Annotated in this window: 19 protein-coding genes and 1 riboswitch; of the genes, 4 read left to right on the forward strand and 15 right to left on the reverse strand. The window is 34.2% G+C overall.

Annotated features, from left to right (window positions below):
* Window positions 1-56 precede the first annotated feature (56 nt).
* Genes LJY17_RS11895 through LJY17_RS11905 form a run of 3 tightly spaced genes read right to left on the reverse strand, consistent with a single transcriptional unit; the run spans window position 57 to window position 7,097 of the window.
* A complete protein-coding gene (locus LJY17_RS11895; protein WP_264544042.1) occupies window positions 57-4,826 on the reverse strand; it encodes a T9SS-dependent choice-of-anchor J family protein in 4,770 nt (1,589 codons plus the stop codon).
* 16 nt (window positions 4,827-4,842) lie between these two features.
* Window positions 4,843-5,955 carry an NAD(P)/FAD-dependent oxidoreductase gene (locus tag LJY17_RS11900; protein ID WP_264544043.1) on the reverse strand — a complete coding sequence of 371 codons (1,113 nt, stop codon included), beginning with the start codon at window positions 5,953-5,955 and terminating at the stop codon, window positions 4,843-4,845.
* A complete protein-coding gene (locus tag LJY17_RS11905) occupies window positions 5,946-7,097 on the reverse strand; it encodes a sensor histidine kinase (RefSeq protein WP_264544044.1) in 1,152 nt (383 codons plus the stop codon). The genes LJY17_RS11900 and LJY17_RS11905 overlap by 10 nt, the downstream gene beginning before the upstream one ends.
* A 105-nt stretch (window positions 7,098-7,202) precedes the next feature.
* On the opposite strand from LJY17_RS11905, the gene LJY17_RS11910 reads away from it, so the two are divergent.
* The 3 genes from LJY17_RS11910 to aat all read left to right on the forward strand — a co-directional run bounded on the left by LJY17_RS11910 (window position 7,203) and on the right by aat (window position 9,208).
* Window positions 7,203-8,078 (forward strand): flavin reductase family protein, encoded by an 876-nt coding sequence (locus tag LJY17_RS11910; protein WP_264544045.1) that lies wholly within the window; start codon window positions 7,203-7,205, stop codon window positions 8,076-8,078.
* A gap of 11 nt (window positions 8,079-8,089) precedes the next feature.
* Window positions 8,090-8,467: a DUF3127 domain-containing protein gene (locus LJY17_RS11915; RefSeq protein WP_264544841.1), complete on the forward strand. Its 378-nt coding sequence runs from the start codon at window positions 8,090-8,092 to the stop codon at window positions 8,465-8,467.
* A 99-nt stretch (window positions 8,468-8,566) separates the two neighbouring features.
* Window positions 8,567-9,208, forward strand: coding sequence for a leucyl/phenylalanyl-tRNA--protein transferase (gene aat / locus LJY17_RS11920; RefSeq protein ID WP_264544046.1), 642 nt, complete (start codon window positions 8,567-8,569; stop codon window positions 9,206-9,208).
* On the opposite strand, the gene LJY17_RS11925 is transcribed toward aat, so the two are convergent.
* From LJY17_RS11925 to LJY17_RS11980, 12 genes are all read right to left on the reverse strand, one after another.
* Window positions 9,205-9,423 carry a VF530 family protein gene (locus LJY17_RS11925; protein ID WP_264544047.1) on the reverse strand — a complete coding sequence of 73 codons (219 nt, stop codon included), beginning with the start codon at window positions 9,421-9,423 and terminating at the stop codon, window positions 9,205-9,207. The two genes, aat and LJY17_RS11925, sit on opposite strands and share 4 nt — an antisense overlap.
* Before the next feature lie 7 nt (window positions 9,424-9,430).
* Window positions 9,431-10,174 (reverse strand): YoaK family protein, encoded by a 744-nt coding sequence (locus LJY17_RS11930; RefSeq protein WP_264544048.1) that lies wholly within the window; start codon window positions 10,172-10,174, stop codon window positions 9,431-9,433.
* A 44-nt stretch (window positions 10,175-10,218) separates the two neighbouring features.
* Window positions 10,219-10,929, reverse strand: a complete 711-nt coding sequence (locus tag LJY17_RS11935; protein WP_264544049.1) for a HesA/MoeB/ThiF family protein — start codon at window positions 10,927-10,929, stop codon at window positions 10,219-10,221.
* Window positions 10,930-10,945: 16 nt separating this feature from the next.
* A complete protein-coding gene (gene thiH, locus LJY17_RS11940) occupies window positions 10,946-12,061 on the reverse strand; it encodes a 2-iminoacetate synthase ThiH (RefSeq protein WP_264544050.1) in 1,116 nt (371 codons plus the stop codon).
* 3 nt (window positions 12,062-12,064) lie between these two features.
* Complete coding sequence (locus tag LJY17_RS11945) at window positions 12,065-12,835, reverse strand: thiazole synthase (RefSeq protein WP_264544051.1); 771 nt, start codon at window positions 12,833-12,835, stop codon at window positions 12,065-12,067.
* Window positions 12,822-13,451, reverse strand: a complete 630-nt coding sequence (locus tag LJY17_RS11950) for a thiamine phosphate synthase (protein ID WP_264544052.1) — start codon at window positions 13,449-13,451, stop codon at window positions 12,822-12,824. The genes LJY17_RS11945 and LJY17_RS11950 overlap by 14 nt, the downstream gene beginning before the upstream one ends.
* Window positions 13,444-14,199 (reverse strand): hydroxymethylpyrimidine/phosphomethylpyrimidine kinase, encoded by a 756-nt coding sequence (locus LJY17_RS11955; RefSeq protein WP_264544053.1) that lies wholly within the window; start codon window positions 14,197-14,199, stop codon window positions 13,444-13,446. Before LJY17_RS11955 ends, LJY17_RS11950 begins: the two co-directional genes overlap by 8 nt.
* Complete coding sequence (locus tag LJY17_RS11960) at window positions 14,172-14,750, reverse strand: thiamine phosphate synthase (protein WP_264544054.1); 579 nt, start codon at window positions 14,748-14,750, stop codon at window positions 14,172-14,174. Before LJY17_RS11960 ends, LJY17_RS11955 begins: the two co-directional genes overlap by 28 nt.
* 1 nt (window position 14,751) lies before the next feature.
* Window positions 14,752-16,575, reverse strand: a complete 1,824-nt coding sequence (gene thiC, locus LJY17_RS11965) for a phosphomethylpyrimidine synthase ThiC (RefSeq protein ID WP_264544842.1) — start codon at window positions 16,573-16,575, stop codon at window positions 14,752-14,754.
* A gap of 47 nt (window positions 16,576-16,622) precedes the next feature.
* Window positions 16,623-16,829 carry a sulfur carrier protein ThiS gene (gene thiS, locus LJY17_RS11970; RefSeq protein ID WP_264544055.1) on the reverse strand — a complete coding sequence of 69 codons (207 nt, stop codon included), beginning with the start codon at window positions 16,827-16,829 and terminating at the stop codon, window positions 16,623-16,625.
* Window positions 16,830-16,892: 63 nt separating this feature from the next.
* A riboswitch (TPP riboswitch) is annotated at window positions 16,893-16,989 on the reverse strand.
* Window positions 16,990-17,009: 20 nt separating this feature from the next.
* Entirely contained in the window at window positions 17,010-17,432 is a 423-nt protein-coding gene (locus LJY17_RS11975; protein WP_264544056.1) for a hypothetical protein, read from the reverse strand.
* A gap of 2 nt (window positions 17,433-17,434) precedes the next feature.
* The gene (locus LJY17_RS11980; RefSeq protein WP_264544057.1) at window positions 17,435-17,992 is read right to left on the reverse strand and encodes a DNA-3-methyladenine glycosylase I; all 558 of its coding nucleotides are present in this window, start codon (window positions 17,990-17,992) and stop codon (window positions 17,435-17,437) included.
* Window positions 17,993-18,062: 70 nt separating this feature from the next.
* Between LJY17_RS11980 and LJY17_RS11985 the strand changes: the two genes are divergently transcribed.
* The gene (locus tag LJY17_RS11985; protein WP_264544058.1) at window positions 18,063-18,686 is read left to right on the forward strand and encodes a thioredoxin family protein; all 624 of its coding nucleotides are present in this window, start codon (window positions 18,063-18,065) and stop codon (window positions 18,684-18,686) included.

Genomic DNA, 18,686 nt, shown 5'->3' on the forward strand with positions numbered 1-18,686 from the left:
AAGGTTTAAACATTTAATGATTTGTAATGCATTTATTTTTTCTAAAAAATATAGAATTAGTCTTTTATTATCTTGAGTGTTTTGCTCTTGTTTTCAGAAGTAATTTTTATGAAATATACACCATGGGCAAAATTGTTGGTATCGATTGTAATGTTATTAGTCAAGAAGCTTTTAATAAAAAGTGATTGACCAGTTACAGATAAAATTTCAACAGAAGAAATAACTGAATTATTTTCGATATTTAAAATGTTATCAACTGGATTTGGATAATATTTCAGTCCAATAAAATTATTTTCATTTGTAGATAACAAAGGCACTGGGCTAAATCTAAGATTGTCTAAATAAGCATTATCTCCAATGTCGTTCGAAGATTTTCCAATATGCTGCAACGAAATTCTAATATCACCACCTACAAAAGGAGTTAAGTCATATTGGAATGTTTTAAAAATATCTTGGTTATTAGTTGTTGGACGGATAATGTTACCTAAAACAACTCCATTTACCACTACTCTAAACATCGATTCATTATTAAAATTAACAAAAGTTTGTTTTAAATCAAATAGCAAGAATAGACTTGTCATCGAAGTAGCATTGATTTTCATATTAACCTTCGTTATATGATTTTGATTACTTTCCCATATATTGGTTTGGTCTACTCTCCATGTAGATGAGTTATTTGATCCTGACATTTTTAATACTTTATTAGAGATATTATTTACATCAGTTACAATACTAGCAAAGGAATTTTGTGTGCTTTCTATAATTAATTTATTGTTGTTTCCGTTGTCAAAATTAAATAGATCATTGTTACTTGTTACAATATTTGTATACCCTTCAATAATTTTGAAATTATCCAATGACATATTAGTAGATCCACTTGCCTGAGTATGAAGAATGAAACTATAGTCACCAGAAGTAATTGGGGTAAAAGAGAATGAGTTTGTATTATAATTATACTCACTCAATGTGCCTAACCTGCTAAGTTCTGCTTCCATATAATGCATCTTTTTACCTTTTCCTACAAATAGTCTAAGTGATTGGGCATCATATTCATAAGCTTTTCTGGCATCTAAACTAAATGTGTAAGTAGTTCCGGCCATTAAATTAAACATTGGCACTATGATTCCTCTATAACCATCTGGGCCAGAGAAATTATTTGCCCATAAATAAGAGCTATCCCCATTACCGTTTAGAGTGTGATTTGGGTTGTAATAATTGGTGTTTAAAACAAGAGGTGAGTTATATGATGTAATAGTTCCTCCCGGAAGTTTTTCAAAACATTCTGGAAGTAAATTACTTCCATATTGTGGTAAATTACTAAAATCTTCCAGCCAAGGAAGGGGTTCTATAGTACAAGTTGTTTCAACAGTTTTAGGTCCAATAGTTATGGATTGATTCGATGAACAATTAGATCTAAGATAAAAATCATATTTTGTAGTAGGTTGTAAGTTAGTAATAACAATTTCATTAGTATTACTATTTAAAATAGTTCCTGAACCTGGAATAAAACCGAAAGGGCCATATTCAATTTGTGTGTTTTGAGCACTATTGTTATCCCATGTAATTTTTAAAGAATTACTTGAGATGTTTAAAAGCTGAACATTAATTGGTTCAGTACAGTTGCTATTGTTTAAATATTGAAAATCATCTATATAAAAGTAATCAGAAATATTTTCACCACTTAGTTTGAAGGCAATATGTTTATTTGTTCCTGTATAATTTGAAAAATCAATGTTTATTTCTTTTCCATAAGCAGGTAAATTTGCCAGATCTATTGTTTGATAAGGTGTGAATGTGTTAAAATCTACTGAATTTGAAAGGGTTCCTAAAATTAATACCTGCGAAGTACTTATTTCACGTACATTATTTATCCAAAATTTAATTTTTTTAGTATTATCAAAATCAGATAAATAGGGAGAAATAAAATATATAAACTTACCTGCAGTATTTGAGTTATAAAAGTGACCTACATTAGGAGGGCTGTTAAAATTCTCGTAGTAAACATTTTTAACACCACCATATAGATTATCATTTGAAACGTCATTAACTGTCCAGCAGAAATCAGGTATTAAGAAGGCATTTGTTGCTGGATATTGATCAAAATTTTCTACAAAAGGACTACTTACACTGCATGATACTTTGAAAGTATATAAATCACTCCAATTTACAACTCCTGAATTACAAATGTTTCTTACTCTAAATTGATATTTTGAGTTCGAATTTAAATTGTTTAATACAAAAGGATTTTGAGTTACTTGAATTATTTGCCCTGTTCCAAGCGTAAAACCTTCAAGACCATATTCTATCTCACAATTAACAGAATTGTTATTGTTTGTATTCCAATTTAATAAAGCGCTTGATGAACCATTTTGATATGCACTTAAATTACCTGGACGTGTACAGTCATTGTTTAAGTATTTAAAATTATCAATAAAAACAATATCGTTGGAAGAACTATTAGAAAAAATTCTAATTCCAATAAATTGGTTGGAGCCTGTATAGCTTGAGAAATCCACTGTATATTCTTTCCATTGATTTACAACCAGCTCATTTGTAATCGATTGATAAGGAACAAATGTTGTATAATCGTCAATGTCAGACATTGTACCTATTTGAATACTATTTATAGATGAATACATACTTGAGTTAATGTATGCAGAAAACAATATTTTTTTGTTTGAGTCCAGATCGGTTAACCTAGGCGTAATCAAAATAGATTTTTCGTTTACCAAAGGATCTGGACAATCTTTACGGCTAAATATTCTAGCAAGAGTAGATCCTGATAAAGGAACAGGAGTATTTCCGTTAGGATAAGTTATAAATTCTACAAACGAATTGGCATAAAAAGTATTTCTGATATTTGGTTCTGTTCTTGACCAACAAGTATTATTTGCTTGAATGCTTTCGTTTTCAAAACTTGTAGTGTATCCTACAGTAAAACCAGAGCATTTGGTCTTAAAGGTACCACGATCTGACCAGTTACTATAAATGTTGTTACCACATTTTGTTCTAACATAAAAATCATACTCCTGATTAGGAATTAAATTTGAGTTAATCGTAAACGGATTTGAATTTACAGAAATTCTAGTTCCTGTTCCAATTGTAAATCCTTTAATGCCATACTCGACTTCCCATTCTGTTGAAGATTGATCAAAATCAGTCCATTTTATTTTAGCATAGTTAAAATCAGTTCTAATGCACTTTAAATTTGTTGGTTCTTTACATGAAGGACTGTTTTCGTATGTAAAATCATCTATGTATAGATTGATTGAATTAAAATTTGTAGAGTTGTTAACTTTAAACGCAATATAATTATGATTTAAATTTTGGTTATAATTGTTAAAATAAACTATATGCTGTTTAAAGTGCCCATTTACTTTATATCCATTATATTGGTTTATGTCGTCAGGAAATATGTTTTCTAGAGGAACAAAGGTTGATTCGTCAGCTGGATTTGACATTGTTCCTATGGTGATTGACCTGTCTACATAATCGGAACCATATGAAGTTAGGTAAAATTTTATACGTTTGTTTGTGTTTAAATCAGAAATAAAAGGAGATATTAAATATCCTTTCTGGTTTAATTCACTGCTGGCATAAATATTAACCATTTTCGAACCGCTTTTTGGAGAAACTGCCAATATGCTGTTGACAGTTATGCTAGAAGAGTTTGTAATGGTTGTTGAATATGTAATTTTTTTCCAACAAGGATCAATCGTATATTCTTCACCAAATGAGGTAAAATAATCTGCCGTAACAATGTTGCAAGGAGTTGAAAAGGATATTACTTGTGACCAATTTGTATATAAATCAGGTGCACAATTTCCTCTAACTTTTACTTCATAATTAGTTAACCCTGCAAGATTTGTAAAAGTATATGAACTTGAATTGGTCGTAAAAGTTTGTGTAGCTCCTGTTGATAGATTTTTTAAGTTAATTTCATAAGAACTTGCAGTATTTGAATTGTATGATAAAGTAGCGTTGTGTTCAGAAATATTATTTAATGCAACATTAGTTAAGTCATAACAATTAACAGACTGCTCGTAACTAAAATCATCAAAAAAGACCTCTCCATAATTTCCATTACTTTTTATTGCAATATATTGATCGTTACTAACATAATTGTTTAAAAAAACATTTATCTTGTTGTAACCCCCATAAGGTAAATTAACTGTTTTTAATGGATGAAATGTGGTTGGGTCATAAGGATTGCTCATAGTTCCTAACACTACTGAGTATGCGCCTTGATAACTATTAGCATAAATTGAAAACATTTTATCTGATGATAAATCTGTTATTTTAGGAGAAACCATCATCATCCCATACCCAGAAGACCATTTCATATCAATTGACTTTCCTGATGAACCGTTTACTAGGTAGTTGGATTCCATTATAAAACTGTAATACTCTGAAGTCGTGTTTTGAAGCCTATATCCTCTCCATCCTTCGTCTAAAAAGGAAGTGTTAAAATTAAAATTATAACCAACAGATTTCGAGATATTAAAGTAATTAGAATTAACAGTATGTTCAGGCTCCCAAACACCTGGCTGCCCAAATGAGTTGTAATATCTAATTCTAAAATCCCAGGAAATAAAAGGATTTAGTTTAACGAATGATGAAGATGCTGAATACTGAATTTGTGACTGAGTATATGTACTACTACCAGTAGGTTTGTATTGGTAATCCCACCATAAACCACTATACCCATTTACTTTGAAGTTCCCTGAAGGGTCAAGGGTTGTTATTTGCCCATAAAAAGATGAGTTTGAAAATAATGATAATATGAAAACAAGGAAAATTGCTTTTAAATTGTAATTTTTCTGCATGCGTTTTTTATTAGTTTTATATTAAATCTGCTAATTCTTGTCCAATTAAACTTCCAATTGCAACACCCATTCCGCCCATTCTAACTCCGCAATAGATATTGGATGATAATTGTTTTACGATAGGTTTTTTATGAGAACCAATTCCCATAATACCGCTCCATCTGTGTGCGATTTTTACTTCAATTTGCGGTAAAATTACAGTTTTTAACAAACTTTCCAATCTATTTTGAATTAATTCAGTTTGCTCTAGGATTGTAGTCGTTTCTCCTTCAAAATCAAGATTTCTACCACCGCCCAAAAGAATTCTGTTGTTTATGTTTCTGAAATAATAATATCCTTTATCTAAATGAAAAGTACCTTTAATATCTAAGTCAGGAATAGGTTCAGTAATTAAAACCTGAGCCCGTGCCGGTTTTACTTCTCCTTTTGTTAATTCTTGTGCAAAACCATTGGTTGCAAACAATAATTTTTTGGTTTTAAAAGTATAATCATTCAGTTGCACCTCAACAGTATTCCCTGTATCAGAAAATTGTGTGACTGTTTGATTATTTAAAATCATGATGTTTTTTGAATAGACTTCTTTCAAAAGAGCCTGCATCATATTTCCGGTATCAATTTGTGCTTCAAAAGGATTGAAAATGGTATATTCCTTTATGCGTGAAAAACCAAACCGATCTACATTTTTTTCAAAAACATCGGTTTTAAATAATGGTCTTAAAATATCATTTATAAATGGTAATTTCTGTAGACATTCATTATAAGTGGTTTCGTCATTTTCAAGAAATAATTCATAACCACCATAAGGTTTTAAATCTATGGCTTGATCGCCTAAATTTTTGCGTAGCAATTGTAAACCAGACCAGCGCTTTTTTACCAGTTCGATTACTTCTTCTTCCGAATGTGTTTTTAAGTCTTCAATAATTTCAGATAGGCTTCCAAAACAGGCAAAGCCAGCATTTTTAGTACTAGCTCCTTCTGGTAACATTCCTTTTTCAAGTACTAAAATTTTACTTTCAGGGAAACGTTCACGAAGTCTTAAAGCTGTTTGTAAACCAACAATACCACTTCCAACAATAGTGTAATCAACATTGGTAAACCAATTTTTTATCTCCCAATAACTTAAGTGCATTTTTTGTAACTAATTTGAAAAGTTGTGCCTTTATTTATTTCAGAATGAAGTACTTTAATTTTCCCTTTGTGGTATTCCTCAACAATTCTTTTGGTAAGTGAAAGTCCCAATCCCCATCCTCTTTTTTTGGTTGTAAATCCAGGGTCAAAAATAGCATTAAATAAGTTTTTAGGAATCCCTTTTCCAGTATCTGAAACCTTAATTTTTGCATTACCAAATTCTTCTTCGATAGTGATAAGTATAGAACCTCTTCCTCTCATAGCATCAATAGCATTTTTTACTAAATTTTCTATGGTCCATCCGTGAAGCGTTGGATTTAGTTTAACAGGAATTTCTTTTTCAGGTGCTTTAAACGTGAAATTAACTTGACCTTCAAATCGTGATTCTAAATAGTTGTAGGCATTTTTAGTTTCTGAAATTAAATCTTTTATTTCCAAGATAGGTTCAGAACCGATTTTAGAAAAACGATCAGTAATATTTTGAAGCCTAGTAATGTCTTTTTCAATTTCTTCAACCATTGTTGAATCAATATTGTCGGCTTTCATTATTTCTACCCAACCAATAAGTGATGACAAAGGAGTTCCAATTTGATGTGCGGTTTCTTTAGCCATTCCGGCCCAAAGTTTGTTTTGAACTGATACTTTTGAGGCTTTGTAGTAATTGTAAACCAATGCTCCAAAAAGGATAATAATAGTAATTAGAGCAATAGGATAATATTTTAATTGCTTTAACAATTGGGAATTAGTGTAATACAAGTATTGGTAATTGTTTTTATCTATACTAATTTCAATTTTGTTATTGGCAGTTTTAAATTGCTGTAAAAGCCTTTTAGATCTTATAGAATCTTTTAATATTTCCTCATCAATGTTATTAACGCTTAGAATACTATCGTTTTTATCAACAAGTATGGTTGGAATGGTTCCGTTGTTGGTTAAGATCTGGAGGGGTAAATCAACTTCGGTATCGTCGGTTGCATTTTGAAGGGTTTTTTGTGCAGTTGCCCAAAGTTCCATTTTATTTCTTTCCTCTTTTTTAAAAATTTGTACCAATGTATATGTATTCCACAAAATCAGTACGATTATCAGAAATGAAAATCCAACTAGAACCCAACGTGTAATACTATTTTTTTCTGAAAAAAGCATAAAAATGAAAAGTGTGGTTAAATATAGTAAAATCTAAAATATCAGTTTGCAATACTGCTTTAAAAACATTTCTATTTATTACTTTTGCTTTAAACGATTTTTAAAATGAAAAGTTTCCAACCGTCTGAATTGCCAACGGCTCAATTACAAACTTATTTGCAAGGTGCTATTGCCCCAAGACCAATAGCATTTGCTAGTACTCTTAACGAAGAAGGAGTCCCAAACTTATCTCCGTTTAGTTTTTTTAACATTTTTAGTGCAAATCCGCCTATTTTAGTTTTTTCACCTTCAAGACGTGTTAGGGATAATACAACAAAACATACCTTAGAAAATGTTTTAGCTACTAAAGAAGTAGTAATTAATGTTGTAAATTATGATACCGTACAACAAACTTCTTTGGCGAGTACAGAATATGGTGATGGAGTTAATGAATTTGAAAAAGCGGGACTTACAGCTGTGGCTTCAGATCTAGTAAAACCTTTTCGAGTGGCTGAATCACCAGTGCAGTTTGAGTGTAAAGTTAATGATGTAATTGCTTTAGGAATAGAAGGAGGAGCAGGGAATTTAGTAATTTGTGAAATTGTAAAAGTTCATATTAGAGAGGAAGTTTTAAGTGAAGCTGGTGGAATTGACCAATATAAAATTGATTTGGTTTCTCGTTTAGGAGGAAACTGGTACTCACGTTCAAACATGGGATTGTTTGAAGTACCAAAACCACTGGTAACACTAGGAATTGGTGTCGATGCCATCCCTGATTATATAAGAAAAGATCCATTTTTTACAGGGAATGATTTGGGAATGTTAGGAAATATAGAATCGTTGCCAAGCGACGAAGAAATCGCTATATTTGTCCAAGAAAATTTTACTGTGAAAGCAGTTTTGAGTGCTGATGATCGTTTAAAGGTCAATCAATTAGCAAAAGAGTATTTAGAAAAACAAGACATACTTTCGGCATGGAAAGTATTATTGGCAAAGCAATAAATTTAGAGATTATGGAAGTTACAGGAAGAATTAAAGTGATTAACCCTACACAGGACGTTAGCGCATCATTCAAGAAAAGAGAATTGGTTGTTACTACTGATGAGCAGTACCCACAACACATTATGATTGAGTTTACTCAAGCAAAAGTAGATGATTTGAATAACTTCCAAGTTGGTGAGCAAGTGAAAGTATCTATCAATTTACGTGGTCGTGAATGGACAAATCCTCAAGGTGAAACGAAATATTTTAACTCTATCCAGGGATGGAGAATTGAGCGTTTACAGCAAGCAGCACCTGCAGGACAAGATATGCCTGCAATGCCAGCAGCACAAGCTTTTGAGCCAGCACCAAGTTTTAATGAAGAAGAGCATGATGATCTTCCATTCTAATTTCTGATTGCAAATTTTAGAATTTAGATATTAAAATGTCATACTGAGCTGGGCAAAGTATGACATTCGTTTTTTTAAATCTTTAATTTATTTTTATAAATGTATTTTATAACCAAAGAATTGTATTTTCCACCAGTTGAGCAAACTTCACCTGAAGGTGTTTTGGCAGTAGGAGGCGATTTGTCTCCAGAGCGATTGCTATTGGCTTACAAAAATGGAATTTTCCCTTGGTTTGATGATACTGATCCCATTTTATGGTGGTGTCCTCCTGAACGAATGGTTTTATTTCCCGATGAATTTAAACCATCTAAAAGCATGCGGAATGTAATTAATAAAGGCATTTATACAGTTACTTTTAATAAAGCTTTTAGAGAGGTAATGATTAATTGCCAACAAATATATCGTCCAGGGCAATACGGAACTTGGATCAATGAAGAGATGATTGATGCTTATACTTTTTTACATGAAATTGGTAAAGCAATGTCAGTTGAAGTTTGGTTTGAAGATAAATTGGTCGGAGGCTTGTATGGTGTGGATATGGACCATGTTTTTTGTGGTGAAAGTATGTTTTCCCACATGAGTAATTCCTCAAAAGTTGCCTTTGTGGCTATGGTCGCTTACTTAAAGAAAAACAATTATAAATTGTTAGATTGTCAAATGTATAACGACCATTTGGCGAGTTTAGGTTGTCGCGAAATTCCGAGAGAAGAGTTTTTGGATATTTTGAAGAATAAATCCTAAGAAGTTAGCTTTGGTAAAGTTTTGACATACAATTCTTCTACTTTTTTTCTGGCCCAGTCTGTTTTGCGTAAAAAAGTCAGACTAGACTTAACCGATGGATTATTTTTAAAACAATTTATAGGAATCAATTCTTCCAAAGTATCAAATCCATAGAAATCCACCAGAGTTTCAACAATGGTCTTTAGAGTTTTTCCGTGTAAAGGGTCGTTGCTCATTTTTAATTTATTTAACAGGTGTTTTTCTTCTCAGTTTTCTCAGCGTAAAATTATAATAAAATATCAGGTTGTCCATTGTCAAGACAATTGCAATTAGGATAGCGGCAAGTAGTAGTGTTTTCAGTCCAATTTGATAAAACAACAAGGTGCCTGAAATACATCCGGTAAAAAAGAAGAACACAATGGAAAGTTTAAGGAAAATGTTCTTTTTTAATTTTGGTGTATTTGGATGATTTCTATAGAAAATAAACTGTGATATTTCAATCCCCAAATCGGTAAAAAGCCCAGTTAAATGAGTAGTTCGAACTGTTGACTGTGATATTTTGGTTACCAAAGCGTTTTGCAAACCCATTGCAAACAAAAGTAGGTAGGCGATTTGGTTTGTATCTGCGGTATTTTTAAAATTCCAGTAATTCCAAAAACCTACAAACACAAGCAAGAATAATTCAAGAAACATAGGGGTTGTATGTAGGTATTTCTTTTTTCTGATAGCGGCTATTTCAATGAAAGAATTCGAAACAAAAGCACCCAAAAAGAAAAACAAGATATAAAGGATGTAGGGAACAGCGTTACTATATCTTCCAGTAATAAATTCTTCTGAAAAATAGGCAAAATGACCCGTTACATTGGTAGTGAGTGTTCCAATAGCCAACACGCCCACACTGTTCACAATGCCGGCAATCAAAGACAGATTAGATGCTAATCGCAGATTGTGTTTAAATGTTCTGTTTTTACCTTGATGTCTAAACATTGAAAAAGTAGTATTTGGTTGTTTCTTTCAATGTATAAATATAATTAAAATTTCAGTCTGTTAAATTGCCAGTGTAACGTATTGAAAATCAAAAGTTCGTTTTCTAATATAGGTAACTCCATAAGTAGCTTTAAAGTTTCCTGTGCCATCATCGTGCCGATGATACCGGGTAATGTACCTAATACGCCATTTAAACTACAATTTGGGACATCTTCTGGGTTTGGAGGCAGAGGAAACAGGTCGCGAAGATTTTTAGAGCCTTTATGGTTAAAAACGGCCATCTGTCCTTCAAATTTTAAAATACTTCCGTAAACCAAAGGTTTGCCCAGTTTTACACAGGTGTCATTGACTAGATAGCGTGTGGTGAAATTGTCGCATCCATCCACAACCACATCAAATTCAGATACTATTCTTTCCGTATTTTCAGAAGTCAGTTTTTCTTCAAAAATTACATAATCCACATTCGGATTTAAACGTTCCAAAGTTGATTTGGCCGAAATGACTTTTGGAGTTCCAACCTCATCTTCAGTATATAAAATCTGTCGATGTAGATTGTGCAGTTCCACTTGATCGAAATCAATTATTCCAATGGTGCCAACACCAGAAGTTGCTAAATATTGTAACACGGGACAACCCAATCCGCCAGCTCCAATAACTAAAACTTTGGCATTTTTAAGTTTTAATTGACCAGTTTCGCCTACTTCAGGCAGTAACATGGGTTTTCCGTAACGTAAAATATCAGATATAGTAAGCATTAACTGTTTTTAGTATTTATAACATGTAACTTCTGTCCCAGTCTTTCCAAATGGGCTCATAACCTTTTTGAGTTATAATCTTCGCAATTTCAAAGGCCGAACGTTCATCGCTGGTTTCAAATTGTTCCAACGATTCTACATCAACTGCATAACCGCCTGGATTGGTTTTCGAGCCTGCACTCATAGAAGTAACTCCGATTGGGATAATGTTATCACGGAATTTTTCATTTTCTCGTGTCGAAATAGAAATTTCCAAATCTTCGTTCCACAATCTGTAGGCACAAATCAACTGGAGTAAATCACGGTCTTCCATGATGAAATTCGGTTCGATAATGCCTTCGGCTGGACGCAAACGCGGAAAGGAAACGGAATACTTGCTCCGCCAATAGGTCTTTTGTAAATAATCCAAGTGCAAAGCATTAAAAAAACTGTCGGTACGCCAATCTTCTAAACCGAGTAAAACTCCTAAACCTATTTTGTGAATTCCTGCTTTACCAATGCGATCAGGAGTTTCCAACCGAAAATCGTAATTGGATTTTTTTCCTTTTGGATGGTATTGTTTGTACACTTCTCGATGATAGGTTTCCTGATAAACTAAAACTGTGTGAACTCCTGCATCATGTAATTGTTCATATTCTTCTTGTGAAATAGGTTGTACTTCGACTGAAATATTAGCAAAATCCTTTTTAATCTGCTCAACTGCTTTCAGGAAATAATTGATGTTGACGGTATAATTGGCTTCACCGGTAACTAATAATACATGATCAAAACCAGCTTTTTTAAGTTCTGCTACTTCTAATTCTATTTCCTTATCGGTAAGGGTTTTGCGTTTGATTTTATTGTCCAAACTGAAGCCGCAATACGTACAAATGTTTTGGCATTCATTGCTGAGGTACATGGGCGCATACATTTGGATCGTTTTTCCGAAACGTTTTTTGGTTAACTGATGGCTCATTTGTGCCATTTGTTCCAAATACTGTTGTGCAGCTGGTGAAATTAAAACCAGAAAATCATTTAGATTCTTTTTGGTTTTTGCCAAGGCTGATTCGACTTCTTTTGAAGTGGTATTGTAAATCAAGTTTTGCACCTCATCCCAGTTGTATTTTTCAAAAACAGAAGCAAAAGTACTCATCACTTATTCGGTTAAAAAATCAGTTAACGGACTGGATGCTATTACCTTATTTGTTGTTTGTGCCAATTGCGCTTCGTAAGCCTTTCTTCCGGCAATAACAGCTGCTGCAAATGCTTCAGCCATGAGTACAGGATTTCCAGCAACCGCAATGGCTGTGTTCACCAGGACAGCATCGGCACCCATTTCCATGGCACGTGCAGCATGTGAGGGTGCTCCAATTCCGGCATCTACAATGACTGGAACTTTACTTTGCTCAATGATAATCTCTAGAAAATCTTCGGTTTTTAATCCTTTATTGCTTCCTATGGGAGAACCTAATGGCATTACTGCGGCAGTTCCCACTTCTTCCAGCCGTTTACATAAAACTGGGTCAGCATGAATGTAAGGTAAAATGATAAACCCGAGTTTAGCCAGTCCTTCTGTAGCTTTTAAGGTTTCAATAGGGTCGGGCAAAAGGTATTTTGGGTCGGGATGTATTTCTAGCTTTAGCCAATTGGTTTCCAAGGCTTCACGGGCTAATAGTGCCGCAAAAATGGCTTCTTTGGCATTTCTGGCGCCAGATGTATTGGGCAACAAATTAATGTGCGAATGATTGATATGAGATAAAATCGCATCGGTTTCGGTTTCTAAATCGACGCGTTTTAAGGCAACGGTTACCAATTCGCTTCCCGAAGCTAAGATTGCTTCTTCCATTTGTCGGTTAGAACCAAATTTTCCTGTTCCCAAAAAAAGACGGGAGCTGAATTCTTTATCGGCTATTTTAAGAGTTGACATACAGTGTTGTGTTTAGTTGTGAGTAGTTGTTTTCTTGATATTCATTGGTAATTAAACTTGAAACAGCTATTCCATGAATCCCCATTTTCATTAGGTTTTCGACATCTTCCATTTGAATTCCGCCGATAGCATAGATAGGAATCTGAATTTTTTCTGCTTTTAGTTTTTGCAGAATGTTCTGGTATCCGTCGAGACCAAGTAAAGGACTCAAATTTTGTTTGGTAGTGGTGAATTTATAAGGACCAAGACCTATATAATCGCAGTTTTCTTCAAATCTTCGTATAACATCTTCATACGTATTGGCTGTTCCGCCAATGATTTTATATTCGTCAAGAATGGTTCGGGCTTCTTTCACATTCATATCCGTTAAACCCAAATGAACACCATCGGCATCCACTTCTTGACACAAATACGGATTGTCGTTGATAATAAATGTTGCTGAATAGGTATCGCAAAGTAATTTGGCCGCTTCGGCTAAGCCGTATAATTGTTCTTGATTATCGGTTTTAAATCGCAATTGAATCCAATCACAGCCAGTGTCTAGGGCATGATGAATATTTCGTATTTGGCTGTAAATTGTTTCACCTTGTGAAATGTATTGTAATTTGCTAAACATAATGGTACCCTAATTTTGTGTTGTTTGTGTTTAAATAGTTTTCAATGTAAAGCTTAGCTTTTTGGCAGGATTTGGGTAAATCGTTGTTTAGTGCCAGATTTGCGGTTATGGCTGAGGATAAAATACAACCAGAACCGTGTTTTTCTGCAGCTATAGTGGTTTTTGGATTAAGTGTAATCTTTTCATTTTTGGTGAACAAATAATCAGTTCCGATTTCTTCAGTATTATGGCCACCTTTGAGTAAAACAGCGCAATGTTCAGAAAGTATTTTGGCAGTATTTTCTGCAGATGTTTTTTGTGGAAGCAGTTTCAGAATTTCTTGATAATTGGGTGTAATGAGGGCGATTTTTTCTAAAACACTTATTAATTCCGATTGATTTTCAATACTGATGAATTCAAATTCGGTAGTCGATTTTAAAATAGTATCCCAAACGATTTTAACCTCAGATGAATGTTTTCTAATTTCTTCGACAATACTTTTTAAGTAATCCAATGAAGGAACAATGCCAATTTTAACCGCTTGAATATCATATTTCTCAAACAGCGTTTCAATAGATTTTAAAACAAAATCCAAATCCATCCATTGCATGGCATGAAACGAATCTTCTGTTTGAATGGTATTTCCGGTAATTATGGCCAGACCATAGACTTGATGTTGTTCAAAAGTCTTGACATCAGCCAAGATTCCCGCACCTCCCGAAGGATCAAATCCCGCAATACTTAAAACGAATGGACGACTTGCTGACATTTTTTAAAATTTTCTAACGTATTAGTACTGTTCCAAAGGGTTCCTAAGAGAGCCACATCGTCAAAACCTTTTTTAAGAGTTTCTGAAATGTTTTCAGGTGAAATTCCACCCAAAGCAATCAGTTTTGTGCTGAAATTGGTTCTGTTTTTTACTGATTCTAAAAGATTTTCGGGTGATACATAACCAGATTTTGAAATACTGGGATGCACCGGACTCAAAAAGGCATAATCAAAATTTTCCAAAGTATTGAATTCTTCAACAGAATGTGCTGAGGTTGATTTGAAAGCAGGGTTATGAATCATGAGGTCAGTATTTCTATCTTTTTGCGTATAATGAATTCGACTAATTCCAAATTCATTCGCCAAATGATGATGGCTATGTAAAACCAACTTCTTTTTGTAATCACTACCCACAGCGGTAAGAAAAGAAATCATTTCCGTTTCTGAATAATCAGGCTTACGGACATGCAACAACTCCAATCCATTTTCAAAAAGAGAATGGATAATATTGGTTTCATTGCTGACAGCTATCGGATTGGTGATGACAATCATTTTAGATATAAATTTCCTTACCAGTTTCAATAAACTCTTCCGATTTGGCTTTCATTCCTTTTTCGGCTTCGGCAACATCACGTATTTCCTGAGAGATTTTCATGGAGCAGAATTTCGGTCCGCACATCGAACAGAAATGCGCTACTTTGGCACCATCAGCAGGTAATGTTTCATCATGAAATTCTCTCGCTGTATCAGGGTCAAGAGCTAAATTAAATTGGTCTTCCCATCTAAATTCGAAACGGGCTTTACTCAAAGCATTGTCACGGTATTGTGCGCCTGGGTGACCTTTGGCTAAATCACCGGCATGGGCAGCAATTTTATAAGTAATCACACCATCTTTTACGTCTTTTTTGTTGGGTAAGCCCAAATGTTCTTTCGGGGTTACATAGCATAACATCGCACAGCCATACCAACCAATCATGGCAGCACCGATAGCTGAGGTAATATGGTCATAACCCGGTGCGATATCAGTAGTTAAAGGGCCTAAAGTATAAAAGGGTGCTTCGGCACAATGTTCCAATTGTTTATCCATGTTTTCCTTGATCATGTGCATAGGCACGTGGCCCGGACCCTCGATAAATACCTGTACATCGTGTTTCCAAGCAATTTTAGTCAGTTCACCTAATGTTTCCAATTCGGCAAACTGTGCAGCATCATTGGCATCGGCAATCGAACCCGGGCGTAAACCGTCACCTAAAGAGAAAGCTACATCATACTGCTTCATGATTTCACAGATTTCTTCAAAATGGGTGTATAAAAAGTTTTCTTTATGGTGGAACAAACACCATTTGGCCATGATCGAACCACCACGGGAAACAATTCCGGTAACACGGTTTGCTGTCAAATGAATGTAGCGTAGTAAAACACCAGCGTGAATAGTGAAATAAGAAACGCCTTGTTCTGCCTGTTCAATCAATGTATCACGATAAATTTCCCAAGTTAAATCTTCAGCAACTCCTTTTACTTTTTCTAATGCTTGGTAAATGGGTACAGTTCCAATAGGTACTGGCGAATTTCTAATAATCCATTCACGGGTTTCGTGTATATTTTTCCCAGTCGATAAGTCCATGATAGTATCAGCTCCCCATCTGCAGGCCCAAACTGCTTTTTCTACTTCTTCTTCGATTGATGAGGTTACAGCACTGTTACCAATATTGGCATTGATTTTTACCAAAAAATTTCTACCTACAATCATAGGTTCGCTTTCGGGATGGTTGATGTTGTTTGGAATAATCGCACGACCAGCAGCGACTTCACTACGGACGAATTCGGGAGTGATTTTGCTTTTGGGTGTATTGGCACCAAAACTGTTTCCCGCATGTTGGCATTGCATGGCTTTTTGAGCTGTTTCTAATTGCTCGATGCGTTGGTTTTCACGAATGGCGATGTATTCCATTTCGGGAGTGATAATGCTTTTTTTAGCGTAATGCAACTGGCTTACATTAGCTCCTTTTTTGGCACGCATGGGTTTGTGTAAATATTCGAAACGCAAGTGGTTCAGTTTTTCGTCGTTAAGACGTTCTTTGCCATAATCAGAAGAGATTTCGGTTAGTTCTTCTACATCATTACGATCTAAAATCCATTGTTCGCGGATACGTGGCAATCCTTTGCGAACATCAATTTCAATATTAGGATCGGTATAAGGACCAGAAGTATCATAAACGGTTACTGGTGGGTTTTTCTCTATGCCTCCATTGGATAATTTGGTATCGTGAAGTTCGATTTCACGCATGGCAACCTTGATTGGGTGAATTTCACCATCGATGTACACTTTCTTGGAATTAGGAAAGGGTTTTCTGGATATTTTTTCTTCAGAATTCATTTGAATTATAAGTTTTAGTTTAGTATTTGATTGTAAAAAGAATAAGCTTATCCTCCTTGAGTGGCCGTAATGATGAGAATGTCGTCTGTTTCGGAAAGGACAGTAGTTTTCCATTCGGTTCTAGGAATGACCGATTTATTAATGGCAAAAGCGATTCCGTTTTGTTTGTTGGGAAATTCAATGTCAAGCAAAGCTTGTACAGAAAGGTTTTCGCTTTCGAATTTTTTGTGTTGGTTGTTGATTTTTAGTTCCATTCCTTTTTGGTTTAGTATGTACTACTTTAGGAATGGCTACAAGGTATGCGCAATGGCATGTAATGAAGTCATCGTACTTTTCCCTACGCTAGTATGAACTAGATCAGGTTCAGAGGGTAAAATCTCAGCCTGCGCGTTGCAGACACCCCTAAAGTGAGACAAATGTATTAATTTTCTTTATTAAAGAAAAGGTTTTGTTTGAATAACAAGAATCGAAAATATTATAACTAATAAAAATGATAGTATCATTAACTTACTTGAAGCTTTCATTTTTAAATAAAGATCAAATGTATTTTTATCTTTTATGTTTTTGAAATCATCGTTATCAAATACATTTTGTATCATGATATGTTTTCCTTTAAAATAGCCATAAAAAACCTCATTTTTTTTAAAAATCTCAGGCTCATTTTGTCTTAATTCTGAACTAAATTTTTCTAGATAACCGAAGGAATTAATTCCAAAAATTGGGAAACAACCTAATCCAAATACAATTGGAGCATAATTTCTAACACCGATAGGGGTAAAAAAAGTAATAATTATGCTTATTAATAAAAAGAGAAAAAAATAGAGATAAGCTTTTTTAATGGTTTTAAATAGTATCATAATTATTTTCTTTTCCAACAATCTTCCACATGGTCGTTTACCATACCTGTGGCTTGCATATGCGCATACACCACGGTAGAACCTACGAACTTGAATCCGCGCTTTTTCAAATCTTTGCTCAGTTTATCTGATATTTCGGTAGTGGCTTGAACGTCTTTTAATGATTTTGGGTTGTTATCAATAGGTTTACCACCTACAAATCTCCAAATGTATTTGGAAAAGCTGCCAAATTCTTCCTGAACTTTCATAAAAGCCTGAGCGTTGATAACAGTAGCCTTAATTTTAAGTCCGTTGCGAATGATGCCTGCATCTTCTTTCAACGCTTCCATTTTAGTTTCAGTATAATTGGCAATTTTTTTATAATCGAATTGATCAAAAGCGTTTCTAAAATTCTCACGTTTGGCCAAAATGGTATACCAACTCAATCCCGCTTGAAAAGTTTCCAAGACTAAAAATTCAAAAATGGTTTCATCATCATACACAGGATTTCCCCATTCGTTATCGTGGTAATTGCGGTATAAATCATCTTTTTCGCACCAGGCGCAACGCTTTTTTTCCATTCTTTGTGATTTTTGTTACGTATTGCTTTTTGAATAAGTTGTAAATTTACAGAAATAAAGGTTGCAAAAAATGAAAACAGAAATCGCACAAGGACTTTTAAACAGTCATACGTACACCGAATACCGAAAAATAATTGCTGATTTATTAATACAGGGAAAATCCACTGGAAAAGAGCAATCGGAAGATTTGTTGCATTATAGCAAGCTCAATCAAACCCGAATGAACCGTTTGGATAAGACACTTCACGTGACGGATGAGGTAATTCACAAATTACATTCGTTAAAAAGAGAGTATATCTGGTTGGTACTCACGGAAGGTTGGTGTGGTGATGCCGCTCAAATTACCCCCATTTTATTTAAAATGGCTTCAATGTCCGATAAGATAGATTTACGATTTGTTTTTAGAGATGAAAACGAAGGGTTGATGAATTGTTTTTTAACTAACGGCAGCCGTTCTATACCAAAAATCATAGTATTGGACAAAGAACATAACGATTTGAAAGCCAGTTGGGGACCTCGACCAGAAGGGGCTACTAACCTTATCACAAGTTATAAAAAGCAGTATGGAGTGGTAGATGAAACCGCTAAAACTGAATTGCAAATGTGGTATTTACACGATAAAGGAGAAAGTACAATGCATGAATTGGCCGATTTAATGCAGCATTTAGAAGAATTAATCCATCAAAAGATGTAA

This window comes from Flavobacterium hankyongi, from assembly GCF_036840915.1.
Classification (GTDB): domain Bacteria; phylum Bacteroidota; class Bacteroidia; order Flavobacteriales; family Flavobacteriaceae; genus Flavobacterium; species Flavobacterium hankyongi.

Coding starts and splice junctions, on each gene's coding strand:
- LJY17_RS11895 (WP_264544042.1), bottom strand. CDS start 4,826: ATGCAGAAAAATTACAATTTAAAAGCAATTTTCCTTGTTTTCATATTA.
- LJY17_RS11900 (WP_264544043.1), bottom strand. CDS start 5,955: ATGCACTTAAGTTATTGGGAGATAAAAAATTGGTTTACCAATGTTGAT.
- LJY17_RS11905 (WP_264544044.1), bottom strand. CDS start 7,097: ATGCTTTTTTCAGAAAAAAATAGTATTACACGTTGGGTTCTAGTTGGA.
- LJY17_RS11910 (WP_264544045.1), top strand. CDS start 7,203: ATGAAAAGTTTCCAACCGTCTGAATTGCCAACGGCTCAATTACAAACT.
- LJY17_RS11915 (WP_264544841.1), top strand. CDS start 8,090: ATGGAAGTTACAGGAAGAATTAAAGTGATTAACCCTACACAGGACGTT.
- aat (WP_264544046.1), top strand. CDS start 8,567: ATGTATTTTATAACCAAAGAATTGTATTTTCCACCAGTTGAGCAAACT.
- LJY17_RS11925 (WP_264544047.1), bottom strand. CDS start 9,423: ATGAGCAACGACCCTTTACACGGAAAAACTCTAAAGACCATTGTTGAA.
- LJY17_RS11930 (WP_264544048.1), bottom strand. CDS start 10,174: ATGTTTAGACATCAAGGTAAAAACAGAACATTTAAACACAATCTGCGA.
- LJY17_RS11935 (WP_264544049.1), bottom strand. CDS start 10,929: ATGCTTACTATATCTGATATTTTACGTTACGGAAAACCCATGTTACTG.
- thiH (WP_264544050.1), bottom strand. CDS start 12,061: ATGAGTACTTTTGCTTCTGTTTTTGAAAAATACAACTGGGATGAGGTG.
- LJY17_RS11945 (WP_264544051.1), bottom strand. CDS start 12,835: ATGTCAACTCTTAAAATAGCCGATAAAGAATTCAGCTCCCGTCTTTTT.
- LJY17_RS11950 (WP_264544052.1), bottom strand. CDS start 13,451: ATGTTTAGCAAATTACAATACATTTCACAAGGTGAAACAATTTACAGC.
- LJY17_RS11955 (WP_264544053.1), bottom strand. CDS start 14,199: ATGTCAGCAAGTCGTCCATTCGTTTTAAGTATTGCGGGATTTGATCCT.
- LJY17_RS11960 (WP_264544054.1), bottom strand. CDS start 14,750: ATGATTGTCATCACCAATCCGATAGCTGTCAGCAATGAAACCAATATT.
- thiC (WP_264544842.1), bottom strand. CDS start 16,575: ATGAATTCTGAAGAAAAAATATCCAGAAAACCCTTTCCTAATTCCAAG.
- thiS (WP_264544055.1), bottom strand. CDS start 16,829: ATGGAACTAAAAATCAACAACCAACACAAAAAATTCGAAAGCGAAAAC.
- LJY17_RS11975 (WP_264544056.1), bottom strand. CDS start 17,432: ATGATACTATTTAAAACCATTAAAAAAGCTTATCTCTATTTTTTTCTC.
- LJY17_RS11980 (WP_264544057.1), bottom strand. CDS start 17,992: ATGGAAAAAAAGCGTTGCGCCTGGTGCGAAAAAGATGATTTATACCGC.
- LJY17_RS11985 (WP_264544058.1), top strand. CDS start 18,063: ATGAAAACAGAAATCGCACAAGGACTTTTAAACAGTCATACGTACACC.